This window comes from Stieleria neptunia (assembly GCF_007754155.1).
Classification (GTDB): domain Bacteria; phylum Planctomycetota; class Planctomycetia; order Pirellulales; family Pirellulaceae; genus Stieleria; species Stieleria neptunia.
The window spans coordinates 1,876,640-1,891,282 of record NZ_CP037423.1 but is presented as its reverse complement, the minus strand read 5'-3'; the positions used below and the strand labels follow the sequence as shown (position 1 = coordinate 1,891,282).

Genomic DNA, 14,643 nt, shown 5'->3' with positions numbered 1-14,643 from the left:
TATGGGGCGTCGTTGTCGAAGTCAACGAAAATGCAAAAAGTTTCGCAGCAACGTCTTGGTTGTGTAGTCCTGGAAATGTTTTTGACAGGCTAAGCCGCCTTGCCGGCGACGACCGCGTTTGCCGCCGGGGATTTCAAATACCGCCTGAATCGCTTCGGGTGTGGCCTGCTGGACAACGCTGTGAAGCATTCCCCCCCGGGTTTCTTAAGGTTTTAGCGGCAGGGCGCGAGCCCTCCGGTTCTTCCTCTTTGCCAAAACACCGGAGGGCTCGCGCCCTACCGCTAAAATTGCTTCACAGCGAAAAAATTGAACTCGGCGGAGGCGGAGTGTTCTGCTACCGTCGGCAGGTGATGCCGCCCCGCCAGGTCCGATTGGACGTCTCGGGGGAGACCGCATCGACCGTCACCCCGCTGGAGACTGCAAGGATGGGACTTCCCTTTTCGGCTCAAACGCAACTGCGATCGATCAAAGACGTGCTAGGGGCGATCGCCGACCCGTTGGACCTGAACGTCTCGGTGCGGCTTTGGAACGGCGACGTGGTTCCGATCGGCCGCGACGTGGACGGCCGATACACGATCGCCCTGTCCGGTCCGGGCGTTGTCGGGTCGTTGCTGCGGCGGCCGTCCTTGGAAACACTGGTCCGTCTGTACGCGACCGGTCACATCGCGTTCGAGGGCGGTGACTTGATGGAATTCACCGAGGCGTTGAAGACCGAAAAGGCCAACCGCCGGCGTTTGAAGACGATCTCCAAGACGATGCTGGTCAAGAAGACCTTGCCATTTCTGTTCGCCAAAACCGATGCGGGCGATTTGAGTCATCAATTCGCTGACGACGGCGTCGGCCGCAACGAATCACGCCGCGACAACACCGACTACATTCGATTCCACTACGACGTCGGCAACGCGTTTTACAAGCTGTTCCTGGGCAGCGAGATGCAGTACACCTGCGCCTATTTCAAAGACTGGGACAATTCGTTGGATCAAGCCCAACGCGACAAGATGGACATGATCTGTCGCAAGTTGCGGCTCAAGCCCGGCGAGCGGATGCTGGATATCGGCTGTGGCTGGGGCGGGCTGATTCGGTACGCCGCACAGCACTACGGCGTGAAAGCACATGGAATCACGTTATCGCAAGAACAGCACGACTATGCCCAAACCAAGATTGATGAACTGGGGCTGGGCGATCAGGTCAGCGTTGAGATCTGTGACTACGCGGATCACCAAGGAACGTACGACAAGATTTCCAGCATCGGAATGTCCGAGCACATCGGGATCGCCAACTACCCGCGTTACTTTGACAAGATCAATTCGATGCTCCGCGATCGCGGAATCATGCTGAACCATGCGATCGCACGGCGGGCAAAAAAATCGAAGCGAGACGCTCGCAAAATCCGTCCCGAACGGAAATTCATTTTGAAGTACATCTTCCCCGGCTCCGAACTGACTCCGGTGGGGATGACGACTGATTTCTTGGAGAACAGCGGCTTCGAAGTCCACGACGTCGAATCGTGGCGCGAGCACTACGCGTTGACGCTGAAGTATTGGTGCAAGAACCTGTCCGCCAACCGAGACGAAGCGATCCGGCTGGTCGGCCCCGAACGGTACCGTTTGTGGGTCGCCTACATGGCGGGCGGGTCAGCCGGTTTCTCGGCCGGTTCGATCAAGATCTATCAGGTCGTCGCAACCAAACGGGCCGGCAAGGGGCTTTCGGGCATGCCGCCGACACGCGCCGATCTGTATCGGGCGGCGTAGCCGGACGACGGCTGCGTTGATCTGTTGCATACTCGAAACGCCGTCATCCACGACAGAGACTTCCGGAATCTCTCGCTGAAAGAGATCGACAGAAGAAAGGCGTCGACATCTGGAGTAGAATAACAGCCCCGGAACAGTGCTTCCGCAGGACACTCTTCGACGTCGGAGCGAGACGCGGTGGATATTCGAACCTCCTACATGGATCTCGGGTCGCTACACACGGCCAAGGACCAGCCATTTACGAGAGATCAGCTTGTCAGAACGCTGATCAACGCGGCTCGGCATCTGGTCTGGTGTACGTCGATGGATGGCAAGTTGCTGTATGTGAACCGCGTCGCCGAGCGTGTTTATGGCAGGCCGCTGAAGGAACTGACAGCCGACCCCGATTACTGGCTGGACGCGATCCACCCGGATGACCGCGAGACGGTCGTCGCGAATCTGGACGAGTTGTTGGAAAAAAAGCACATCGAACAGGACTATCGCATCGTGCGTCCCAACGGTTCGGTGATCTGGTTGCACGACCGAGTCAGCGTGGTCCACGACGCCAACCGCAAACCAAAATTCATCGGCGGGATCGGCACGGACATCAGTGCGATTCGCGAATCCGAAGCGCTCTATTCGTCGCTGGTCGAGTGCATCCCGATGCAGGTGGTCCGCAAGGACATGAAAGGCAAAGTCGTGTTCGGCAACCAGCTGTACTGCGATTCGATGGGCAAGCCGTTGGATGAGTTGCTCGGGAAGACCGATTTCGATCTGTTTCCCAAGGACCTGGCAAAGAAGTATCGCCAAGATGATCGCCGTGTCGTCAAAACGGGCAAGGTGGTCAACCATGTCGAAGCCCATGAGAAAGCCGACGGCGAACGGGTTTACATGGAGACCTTCAAGGGACCGGTCTACGACGCCGTCGGGAACATCAGTGGCATCCAGATCATGTTTTGGGATGTCACCCAGCGGCATCAAGCCGAGCAGGAGGTGCGTGAGGCGAAGGAGGTTGCCGAGGCTGCCAAGGAAATGGCGGAACAAGCCAACCACGCCAAGAGCGAGTTTCTGGCAAACATGAGTCATGAAATCCGCACGCCAATGAACGGGATCATCGGGATGACGGAGTTATTGCTTCACACCACGCCGACATCGGAACAACGTGACTACTTGAACATGGTCAAACAGTCCGCCGACTCGCTGCTGCGGCTGCTCAACGACATTCTCGATTTTTCCAAGATCGAAGCCGGAAAACTCGATCTGGAACATCATCCCTTCAGTCTGCGCGATTGCATCGGGCAAACGATCCAGACGCTCGGTTGCCGTGCCGGGGGCAAGGGGCTGGAAATGCTCTGTCATGTCGCGCCCGAGATTCCCGACATGCTTGTCGGTGACGCAGGGCGACTCGGACAGATCGTGGTCAATCTGGTGGGCAACGCGATCAAGTTTACCGAACAGGGCGAAGTCGAAGTGGACGTCAATCTTCAATCAAGCAGTGAAGATTCGGTCGATCTGCGGGTTTCGGTCCGCGACACCGGTATCGGTATTCCGCCCGACCGACAACAAGCCGTTTTCGAGTCGTTCCGCCAAGCCGACGCTTCGACGAACAGGCGATTCGGCGGCACCGGGCTGGGCCTGACGATTTCGAGCCAGCTTGTCGAGCTGATGAACGGTCGGATTTGGGTCGAAAGCGAGGTCGGCACGGGAACGACATTCCATTTCACCGGCCGCTTCGACGTGGTCGACCCGCAACCCGCGGCGGTCGTCACCGAGGCGTTGCACGGCGTGCCGGTGCTGGTGGTGGATGACAACGCGATCAGCCGCACGATCCTGGACGAGATGCTCCGCCAATGGGGTCTCGCGGTGACCGTCGCGGCCGGCGGCGAAGAAGCGATCACGGAACTGCAGCGTGCCGCGGCGGACGGCCGGCCCTATCCGCTTGCCATTGTTGATTGCGCGATGCACCCGATGGACGGTTTCGAAGTTGCCACACGCGTGCGACAGGAGCACGATGTCGCACTGAGCGACTGCCAAATCATCATGCTCTCGTCGGCCGTTAAGGCGGGCGACGTCGAACAATGTCGGCGGCTCGGTGTGGCCCGCTACATGCAAAAACCCGCGGTTCACTCGGACCTTTTGAAAACCATCCTCAAGGCCACCGGGCATTCCGATCCGTCTCACGCCAATTCGAAGGTTGACGCCCCCAAGGCCTATCGCAAGCTGAAGGTTTTGCTGGCCGAGGATGGCGAGGTCAACCGAAAGGTTGCGGTCGGACTGTTGTCGCACCACGGACATGAAGTGCTGGTTGCCGAAGACGGCGTGGAAGCGGTTGCGGCGCTCGATGACCAGAGATTTGACATCGTGCTGATGGATGTGCAAATGCCGAATATGAATGGGATCGAAGCAACCCGGCTGATTCGCGAGAAGGAGCACCAATTGGATCGTCACACGCCGATCGTCGCGATGACGGCCGGCGCGATGAAAGGTGACGAAGAACATTGCCTGGAAGCAGGAATGGACGGCTATATCGCCAAGCCGATCGATCCCGAGAAGCTCTATGACCTCATGGAACAATGCGTCAGCGACCAGACGATCGGCCCCTCCAATGTTCCGGTGGCTGTCGCACGGGACGCTGACAACGCGAACGCGACCCCCAATCCGGACGCGACTCCCGACGCTGAACCGGCCCCCGGCGAGAGTGATGTTTCCGAGCTGACCGAGTTGATGAACGATCCGGCTGCCGCGAAGACGCTCAGCGCGATCGATATGGAAACCGCACGCCAGCGTTGCCGCGGCAACGATTCGCACCTTCGAATCCTTGCCGAAACTCTGATCGGTGAAGCGACGGGCCTGATGAAATCCATGCGCGAAGCGGTCGATTCGCACGATGTTCAATCGATCCGCCGCGGTGCCCACTCGCTCAAAGGCGCCGCATCGGTGTTCGGCGCCAGCGACGTCGTCGAAGCGGCCCTGCATCTGGAGACCATCGCGGAATCGGCAGACCTTGCCGATCTCAATGCCCAAGTCGACAAGGTGGACGAGGAAGTCGGACGTCTGGTCGCAGCTCTGATTCTGCTCTCCAAGCAAAACGCGGAACATTGACGTTCGGCACTGCTGGAACAGATCCGTCGCACCGGGCGAAGCCACGGCTGGTGACCCCCAGCCACCCGCGACAACGAGGTCGTTTTTGTGCGTCATTCTGCTGGCAGGAGTAGTGATCACGCTACACTGGTGTCCGTGCCATTCGTACCTGTCGCCTTTTCCGCTCGTCAGTCAGGTCGGCATCCGTCTCCTCTCGAAGTTCAAAGCGTGATCCAGGACCTTTTCTCCACCCGCGTCGCTCCGGCAGACGCCAATCCGTCTTGTTCGTTTCGCGACCGACTTCGAACTGGAGTCCTGGTCGGCGTGCTGTGTGGGGTGCTGGCGGGCGGCTGCGACAGGTCCCAACCGAACGACACCCCGACATCGGGTGGATCCTCATCAGCAGTGGCCGGACAGACACAGGATCCACGGACGCTGATGGAATCGGCGATGCAAGCCGGGGATTGGCAACTCGCCGATCGCCACGCAAAAGCGGCGTTGATCGCCGACCCCAGCGATCCCGATTTGGTCACGCAGGTGGCCAAGGTCAATGCGTATTGCGACCGCAAACGAGACGCCGCGGAGTTGTTGGTCGAAGCTGCCAGACTGGCGGATTATTATCCAGACTCGCGTGTGAACTTGGCGGTCCAGGCTCTGGTCGAAGTCGGTGAGATCTATCCGGCGATCGATCTGCTGGAGCAATCGCTGGCGGTGCATCCCGACGCGAACCGGCAGCGTCGCATGTTGGTCGGATTTCTGGCCGAGGTCCAGCGCACCGATCGCATCGGTCCGCACCTGAAGGCGTTGATCCAGAATCGTGCTTTCGATCTTTCGCTGCTGTTGGCGACGACCGAACGCTCATCGCGACGTCTTTCGGAGAACACGGCTTCTCGATTGTTGCAACGCAATCCCACCGATCGCCGCGTGCGTCTGTCCGACGCGTTTCTCTTCCTTTATCGACACGACGCGACTCGGGCGATCAAAGTCTTGGAGGATATTTTGCAGCATCATCCCGAGTTCGCGCCGGCGCATGCGATGTACGGACAAGCGTTGGTGTTGGCGGGGCGTTGGGAACAGCTGCCACGATGGAGCGAAACCGCGCCGCCGCGGAGCCCCGATTTTGCCGGCTATTGGCTGACCCTGGGTGACGCGGCGATGCACAACGGGGAAACGGCAGCGGCGGTTCGGGCGTACTGGGAAGCGACGCGGCGTGATTCGAGCAGTAGTGTGGCGTGGGATCAATTGCGATTCGCGATTCAGCGTCTGTGTGCCGGCGAGTCAGAGTTTCGTGAGGCGATTTCCAAGGAGCAGTTGGCGATCGTGTCCGACCATGCGGATGCCTTGCTGACACTTCGCGAGCGTTTCAATGAATTCAGCGGCGGTGGTTCGGTCAGCCAAACGGGGGCGACACAGGTGGCGCGTTCGCTGTTGGACGTCGGTCGTGTCTGGGAAGCGGAAGCCTGGTCCGCGGTGGCGACAACCCTGTCGGAAGACCCCAGCGATGACCTGGAAGCGTTACGAAATGAAATCGTTCGCCGGCTCGGTCAGAGTCAGGATTGGGTTTCCACGCAGACCGCATCGGGGCGTCTTGATTTGGCGTTCCTGCCGACGCCGCAGTTGGGATCTGCATCGGGAGTCGAGCTGCGGTCGTCCGTCATTGCGACGAATCCTTCTCACGATCATCTGCGTTTGTCGGAGCAATCGGATCGTTGGGGTTTGAATGCGGTCGGCCAAGGCAACAATCCGACCAACGCGCGTCTGGCGGCGTTGATTCGTTCCACGGGCGTCGGCGGGGGCGCGATCGATTACGACTTGGATGGTCATCCCGACCTGATGATGATGAACGCGGGGGGGACGATGCTGGAGCACGATTCGATCGCCAACGATTTGATGCGAAACCTTGGAGACAGGTTCGTTCGCGTCAGTCCGTTGGCGGGTGTAGCCGACCGTGGCTTTGGCCAAGGAGTCGCGATCGGAGACTTCAACGGCGATGGTTTTCCGGACCTGTTCTTTGCGAACCTCGGGGCGAATCGTTTGCTGCGTAATGACGGGGACGGCAGCTTCACCGACTGCACCGAACTGCTTCACGACGACACACCACCCGCGTGGTCCACGTCCGCAGCGATGGTCGACATCAATGGTGATTCGATTGCGGACCTGCTGGTGACAAACTACTGCAAGACGGTCGAAAATTTGGACAAGGCGTGCCCCAATGAGGAAGGCGTCTTGGGGCCCTGTCATCCCCTCACCTTCCCCGCCGAGTACGATCAGTTTTTCGTCGCAACGGGGACGGGCGAATTTGAAGACGTGACGGACACGTGGATCGATCGTTCGTCTCCCGGACGCGGGTTGGGGATTGTTGCCGGCGCACTCGATGGTCAAAACCTGGGGATCTTTGTCGCCAACGACATGTCTCGCAACGCGTTTTATACCCGTGCTCCCGGCGAACCGATGAAACTCGACGAAACCGCTTCGGCGCGCGGTGTCGCCGTCGACGCGGTGACGCGGGCCCAGGCGTCGATGGGGATCGCCAGCAGCGATTTTGATTTGGACGGCGACCTTGATTTCTACGTCACCGGATTCGCCCGCGAGTACAACGTTTTCTACGAACAGATCTCGCCGGGGATGTGGAAAGACGAAACGGGGAAGCTCGGATTGGTGGAACCGACGCTCTCCTTGGTGGGCTTTGGTACCCAAGCGATTGACATGGACAACGACGGGATCGACGAGATCATCGTGACCAACGGGCACATCGGCGAGTTTTCCGGACCGGATGTTCCGCCGTACGAATTGCCGATGCAGTTGTTCCGCCGCGGTGCGACCGGTCGATTCGAGTTGGTCGAAGACAACGCCTGGGGCGAGTATTTTAGGACACCGCACGTCGGCCGAGCGCTGTGGACGACCGACGTGAACCGCGATGGCCGAAACGACGTGATGGTCACGCACACGCACGAGCAAGTGCGTCTGCTGATCAATGAAACCGAACCTCAAAATCATCGGATCGCATTCCGATTGGTCGGTACAGACAGCAATCGCGATGCGGTGGGAGCGGTGATCCGTTTTCGCTGCAACGGCCGTTCACGAACGATCTGGTCGCTCGCCGGCGACGGGTACTTTTGCAGCAACGAGAAAACGTTGATCGCGGGTCTTGCCGAGGCGGATCGGGTGACGGATCTGTCGGTGACCTGGCCGGATGGATCCGTCGACCGGATCGCAGCGTTGCCGGCCGATCAGGTGTATCTGATCACACAGGGGCTGGGTGAAGCGTTTTCGTTGGATGAGTATGGCGGGCCGTGAGGTGTCGTGATGCGAGGGCGCAAGCGCGCCGGTCGAGCCGGCACCGGACAGTTCGCTAACAACAATACATGGATGGTAGCGGCGGGGCGCAAGCCCAATACCGCTAAATCGAGAAGGGAACACGAATCATCCTGGCTCCCCTCTCCCCCGATTCCTGGCGAGCCTAAGCGAGTCAGGAATTGGGGGAGAGGGGAGCCATTTTCGGGTAAGTCGCTTCTCGATCGTAGCGGCAGGGCGCGAGCCCTCCGGTCGTGCCGTACACTCACCAAAGTTCAAACGGATCCGGATCGCCTTCGACGATCAACAGGCGGCGATCGGCGGCAAGATTGTTGAGTTGCTGACGCCGTCCACTCGGCCAGCGGATCGAGAGCTGGTCGACTTGTTGACGGTTGCCGAGACCGAACGCCACGACCGCTTCGTTTCGGCAAAAGAATCCGTCTCCGGCGACGACCCATTGTGACAGACTGCGGTCTCCGACTTGCACGTCCACTTTGGCGCCGATCGCATCGCGTTCGCTACGCGTGCCGACCAGTTGAATTTGAATCCAATGGTTTTGCGTCTCGGTGCGATTGATCAGCAGGGCCGATGTCTCACCGAGATGCGTGACCGCAACGTCGATGTTTCCGTCGCGGTTGAAATCCAGGCGTGCCAATCCGCGTCCCACGTGTCGACCGCTCCAGTAGCCCGAGGGATCGGACACGTCGCAAAGCTCGAATCGGTTACCGAGGTTTCGAAACAATTGTGGGGGCTGTTCGAAGGGATCGGGAATGGCGGCGGACTGTTCGATATGGCCGTTGGTCACGACCAGATCAAGGGTACCATCATTGTTGTAGTCGATGGCTTGGGTTCCGAATCCGAGCACCGAAGAACTGGGGCCGGCCAGTCCGAATCCGACGTTGCGGTCTTGAAACATGCCGTCCTGATTCAGAAACAGGCTGACGTTTTCGTCCTGGAAATTCGTCACGTGAAAATCGAGGGCACCGTTTTGGTCGAAGTCTCCCGCGGCCACCCCCATCGACGCGGTCGGCACACCGTCGAATCCGAAGGCACAGCCACGAGACATCGCGACGTCACTCCATCGATTCTCGCCCGCCCCGTTTCCGCGGACCCACAATTGGTTGGGGTCGGTGTCATTGCCGACAAAGACTTCGTTCCCCGGATGGCGATCATCAAAATCGCCGACGATCACGCCCAGCCCGGAGGCCGCTGCGGATTCGGGATCACCGACGAGCCGGAACGACGCTTGTCCCTTGCCATCGTTCGTGATCCATCGATCGGTGCCCGGATTGAACTCTGCCGGCTTAAGATAGCCGACGACTTGGCCAAGCTCGTTGACTGCGGGGCGTTTGCTGAAGGCGGGGTCGTGCAGATAGTTCAACTCGAACACGTCGGGCACGGCGTCGCCGTTCAGATCCGCCATCGCCAATGAAGTCGTGAGGATCGTTTTGTCGTCACGGTCGTCAAAGTTGACCACTCGGAAAGTGCCATCGCCGGAGTTGATCCAAAGCGAATTTTGACCGACGTTTACGACCACCAGATCCGCGAACCCGTCTTGGTTCCAGTCGCCGACGGTGACACCGGTGGAATAACGATTCTGTTTGGCGCCGGCGTGTTCCGTGACGTCCACGAGTTGCCCTTCCGACTGACGATACAAGACGTTGCTTTCGCGACCGATATACATCGGCGGGTCCGCGCCGCCCTGGGTGAAGTAGAGGTCCGTCTGGCCGTCCAAGTCGTAATCGATGACCGCGACGGCACCACCGACGGATTGATACACCGAAAAACCGCGGTCCTGGCTGGCACTCGCGACGTGAAACGCATGCTTCAGGCCGACGTCACCGGCGACGTTCTCAAACGTGGGCTCCACCGAATCGTCGGGTGCGGGGGCCGAGTGGCCAGACGGGGTCGGAATGTTGGATCGTGCGAGATTCATCGCGGGCAGCGGGAATTCATCGAGGCGCATCCCGCACAGTCTGGTCGCCGTCTCGGGAAACCCCTGCTCGGAATTGACCACCTGCACGAGTTCGGTTTGAAGCATTTGCAGGACGTTTCGGGGGGCGCGTTGATAGTGGGCTGCCAATGACTTCCACAAAACACTTTCGAGTCGACGATCAAGTGACTCCAGCAATTTGGCAAGTTTGATCATGGATGCGACAGCGGGCTGTGGTGCGTCGGCGATCCGGTTGTTTTCCTGGGACACGTTGCGCAACGCCTTCCAACGCTCGGACCACTGTTCGGCATCATCGCTGCGTCCGAGCGCTTCCAGCGCGGCCCGCAAACGAACGATCGACCTGAAATCCGTGGGGTCGCGATCGAGCGCTTCCAGCAGGGCGCGGGCGGCCTGTTCCGGCTTGCGTTGGGTCCACCAATAGGTCCCGATGGCGGCCCAATATTCGGAGAACTGTTTCGTGCGGGCATCGACTTTGCCGAGCCACCAATGGAAACGCACATCGTCCTGTGCCTCGGCGGCGGCGCGGCCGTAGAACGCGACGATCGAGGGCGGCTGCTGATCGGCATCGACCGAGTCGTGTAACACGTCGACGGCCGCTCGGAAATTTTCGTCCATGAACAGTTTTCTCGCTTCACCGGAGACGCCGATCGGATGATACAGCTGTTGGTCGGCAGCGACGGGGGGCTCCGAGGGAGAATCGTACATCGCATCGCTGGGCTGAATCAGCGAGTGCAATTCATCCTGACGCACGTTGCCTTGTCGGCACAGTTGGCGAACATGCGCGACGGCTTCATGACGCCTTCCTTGGCGGTTGTAAAGGAAGGCCAGCTTGCGATGTGCTTGGGCGGCTTGGGGGACCTGTTCCAGAATCTTGAGGTAGCCCCGTTCTGCGTCCTGGTAGCGTCCCAATTGAAACGACCAGTCGGCGGCCTGCCCGAGTGCCGGCAGTCCGGCGTCGGGGTGATCAGCGGGAATGGTTTTCAATACGTCGATGGCATCGGCCAGATCACCGCGTCCGGCCGCAAGGTGTGCCATGCGGAACAGGACTTCATGATCGTTGGGGTCGACCAACAGCAACGACCGCAGTGCAGACTCGGCACCGCGCCAGTCACCTTGTTGTTCCAATCGCTCGGCCTTGGCGATCACGCCGGCGCGATCCATTTTGACCTGCGGTGGTGGATCGGCGGTTGCAACCGCTTGTGGCTCAGCGGTGGTAACGCCGTCCGAGGGCAGAGTCGGCAGCGGAGGCCCGTTTTGTGCGTCAGCCGTGACGGCATCCTCGGGAGTCTCGCTGTGCCGACATCCGATCGAGAGTGCCAGTGCAATCGCAATCAAAAACGTCAGGTGGATCGTTCGGTCAGTCACTTGTTCACGCTCAATGGATTTCGTTTCCGGGCCAATCGAGATCCGGTTGGTTCTCGATCAACAGAATTCGCCGGTCGGCCGCGGTCGGACCGAATTGCTGGCGAATACCGCTGGGCCACTGGACCTGGATCTGATCGACCGAATTGGCATCTCCCAGGCCGAAGGACACGACGGCTTCGTTCTTGGCAAGGTATCCATCGCCGCCGATCACCCAGCCGGTCAATTGCCGATTCGCCACTTGGATTGTGATTTTGGCCCCGATCGCATCACGTTCGCTTTCGACGCCGACCAATCGCAGTTGCAGCCAGTGATGTTGCGTCGCGGTTTCGTTCAGCAGCAACGCCGTGGTTTCACCGACGTGGGAAATCACCAGGTCGTTCTTTCCGTCGCGATTGAAATCGAGCGTCGCCAGAGTGCGTCCGAGATGCCCGGTGTCCCAATAGCCGGACGGATCGTCGACATCGACTCGCTGGAAACGTCCCGCCAAATTGCCGAACAGTTGCGGAAGTTGCTCAAAGGGACCGACCATCGATTGGTATCGGTCGATGTGTCCGTTGCTGACCGCCAGATCCGGCAGTCCGTCGTTGTCATAATCCAAGGGTTGGGAACCGAATCCCAGGACAGACCGACTGGGAACGCCAAGCCCATATTCGATGGCCCGATCGCGGAACGAACCGTCTTGGTTGAAGTACAGGCAGACGCTTTCGTTTTGAAAGTTGGCGATATGAAGATCCAACGTTCCGTTTCTGTCAAAATCGCTCGCGGCGATTCCCATGCTGGCCGTCGCGGCACCGGCTGAGGAATAGGCGCTGCCGTTGACGACCGCAAGGTCTGACCAATGGCCCGTGCTTTGATCGCGGACCCACATTTGGTTCGGCGATTTGTCGTTGCCGACGAAGACGTCGTTGCCGGGTTGGCCGTCAAAATCTGCGATCACGACGCCGAGTCCCTTGTGCGCGTCGCTTGCCCGTTGACTGATCGCTTGAAACACCGCCGTCCCTTGTCCATCGTTCGTGCCGATGCGATCCATTGCCGATGCGAAATCCCCCGGACCGACCGCATCGACGACATCGCCGGATGCATCGCGTTGGGGCAGCCGTCCGATCTCGGGATCTTGGATGTAATTGAGTTCCATGATGTCGGGAAGCTGGTCCCCATCCAGGTCCGCCATCGCGACCGAAGCCGGCATCCGCTGCAGATCGTCGCTGCCGGCGAGCGGTGATGTCGAAAAGGTTCCATCCCCGTTGTTGATCAGCAGCACGTTGGCGCCGATGTTGGTGGCGATGATGTCCGCAAATCCGTCTTGGTTCCAATCTCCGGCGGTGCATCCGATCGTGTATCGGCGTTCCGTGACAGCGGCGTCGGCGGTCACATCATCGAGCTGTCCGTCGATCTGGCGATAAAGAACGTCGGAGCGATCGGCGAGAAACTCGGGTGGATCGGCGGCACCTTGGGCACAATAAAGATCCGCCGCTCCATCCAAATCATAATCCAGGACGGCGATGCCACCGCCGGCTTGTTGGTACATCGCAAATCCGTCGGCTCGGGGATCGCGAGCCACTGCGTAGGCATGGGTTAATCCGATCTCCGCGGCGACATTGCGAAAGGCGGCGGGATGCGGTGCGGACTTGAGGGGGGATGGCTTTGGAGGTTGCGCGGCCGGGGAACGGACCGCGACCTCGATGTCGGGAAGCGGATAGGCCCCGAGTTCCATCCCACACAATCGCGTCTGACGACCGGGAAAGCCATCGTCGGCGGAGACCAATTGTTGGCGCTGGGTATTCCAATGCTCCATCACTTCGGCGGGCAGGCTTCGGTAGTAGGCTTCCAGGGATTTCCAGGCAACCGCTTCCAGCTTGCGATCGATCGCGAACAACTGTGACGCCAGTTCGTCGATCGCATCGACATTCGGTGTCTGGGCATTGGAAATCGAATTGTTTGCCGTCAACACCTGGTGCAACGCTTTCCAGCGTTGTTCCCACTTTGCGTAACCATCGGCATCGCCGAGGATCTTGAGCATGTGCAGCAAGCGGTTGATCGTTAAAAAGTCCGTGGGATCGCGATCGAGTGCTTCCAGTGCGGCTCGAACGGCGGCGCGGGGCTGTTGTTGGCCGGCCAGGTAGGCGGTCCATGCGGCCCAGTACTCGGAAAAGTCACGCACCGAATCGTCCGTTTGGCGGACCCATTGCCGAAAGCCGTCATCGTCTTGGGCCTCGGCGAGTGAGCGACCATACAATGCCACGACCGAGGGCGGGGCGGTGTTTTCGGCGACGCTATCACGCAACAACGCCGCGGCCTCGGCGAAGCGTTGTTTGGTAAACAGGACGCGTGCCGTGCCGGATACTCCAATCGGTTCATAGCGGATCGATCCGTCGTCCTTGCCGCCATCCTCGGAAGCCATTGCGTCGCTCAACACGATCAACGAATGCAATTCGTCTTGCCGGAAATCTCCCAATCTGCACAGCTGCCGGACGTGCACCGCTGCTTCGTGACGACGTCCTTGGCGGTTGAACAGGTAGGCGAGTTGGCGATGTGCCCGACCGGCGTCGGGGACAAAATCGAGCAACCGAGAATACTTGCGTTCGGCATCGGCGTACTGCCCGATTTGGAACGACCAATCCGCCGCCTGGCCGAGTGCCGGTAAACCGGCCTCGGGGTGATCTTCGGGAATCGATTCAAGAAACTCGATCGCCGCCGGCAGGTCGCCACCGTTCGCCTTGGTGAGTGCCAATCGAAAGATGACTTCCACATCACTCGGGTCGGCGACCAGCAGACGCTTCAAGACGATGGTGGCCTCGTCAAGCTGTCCCGCTTCGGTCAGTTGATCGGCTTGTTCGAGTTGTTGTTCGCGAGACGGTGCGGCGGGTGGCTCCGCTGACTTCGCAGGCTCAACGGTCGGTGCTTCACGCGACGCCGGTTCTTGCACTGGCTCAGGGGCCGGTCCGCATCCAAGGATGAGCAAGCCCAGCAGCCATGCAGACCATAGAGCACGCAGTGGCGCTGTGATTGGAGGAACGATGGTGTGTGTGGAGTTCATGAAGCCGGGCTCGCCCCAGGAGCAGTTGATTCGGAGTTGCCGACTCCAATGTTTTCCATGTCGATCACCAAGCCATTCGCATGACCGGTTCAAGGATCTCTAACAATTACACTGGCTCCCCACTCCCCAAAAAACGCCGAAGTCGCGAAGCGTCGAGCGTTTTTTGGGGAGAGGGGCTGGGG

At 59.7% G+C, this 14,643-nt stretch carries 6 protein-coding genes; 3 read left to right on the top strand and 3 right to left on the bottom strand.

What is annotated here, in order from left to right; translation table 11 throughout:
- Positions 1 to 21: 21 nt before the first annotated feature.
- A complete protein-coding gene (locus tag Enr13x_RS37750) occupies positions 22 to 189 on the bottom strand; it encodes a hypothetical protein (RefSeq protein ID WP_197455843.1) in 168 nt (55 codons plus the stop codon).
- Positions 190 to 287: 98 nt separating this feature from the next.
- Between Enr13x_RS37750 and Enr13x_RS06610 the strand changes: the two genes are divergently transcribed.
- The 3 genes from Enr13x_RS06610 (at position 288) to Enr13x_RS06600 (ending at position 8,108) form a co-directional block, all read left to right on the top strand.
- A complete protein-coding gene (locus Enr13x_RS06610) occupies positions 288 to 1,751 on the top strand; it encodes an SAM-dependent methyltransferase (RefSeq protein WP_231744129.1) in 1,464 nt (487 codons plus the stop codon).
- A 177-nt stretch (positions 1,752 to 1,928) separates the two neighbouring features.
- A complete protein-coding gene (locus Enr13x_RS06605; protein ID WP_145385275.1) occupies positions 1,929 to 4,832 on the top strand; it encodes a response regulator in 2,904 nt (967 codons plus the stop codon).
- A gap of 207 nt (positions 4,833 to 5,039) precedes the next feature.
- A complete protein-coding gene (locus Enr13x_RS06600) occupies positions 5,040 to 8,108 on the top strand; it encodes an FG-GAP-like repeat-containing protein (RefSeq protein ID WP_145385274.1) in 3,069 nt (1,022 codons plus the stop codon).
- 262 nt (positions 8,109 to 8,370) lie between these two features.
- Here the strand turns inward: Enr13x_RS06600 and Enr13x_RS06595 are convergent, their stop codons facing one another.
- Both Enr13x_RS06595 and Enr13x_RS06590 read right to left on the bottom strand, forming a co-directional pair.
- The gene (locus Enr13x_RS06595) at positions 8,371 to 11,424 is read right to left on the bottom strand and encodes an FG-GAP-like repeat-containing protein (RefSeq protein WP_145385273.1); all 3,054 of its coding nucleotides are present in this window, start codon (positions 11,422 to 11,424) and stop codon (positions 8,371 to 8,373) included.
- Positions 11,425 to 11,434: 10 nt separating this feature from the next.
- Positions 11,435 to 14,350: an FG-GAP-like repeat-containing protein gene (locus Enr13x_RS06590; protein WP_197455842.1), complete on the bottom strand. Its 2,916-nt coding sequence runs from the start codon at positions 14,348 to 14,350 to the stop codon at positions 11,435 to 11,437.
- Positions 14,351 to 14,643 lie beyond the last annotated feature (293 nt).

Coding starts and splice junctions, on each gene's coding strand:
- Enr13x_RS37750 (WP_197455843.1), bottom strand. CDS start 189: ATGCTTCACAGCGTTGTCCAGCAGGCCACACCCGAAGCGATTCAGGCG.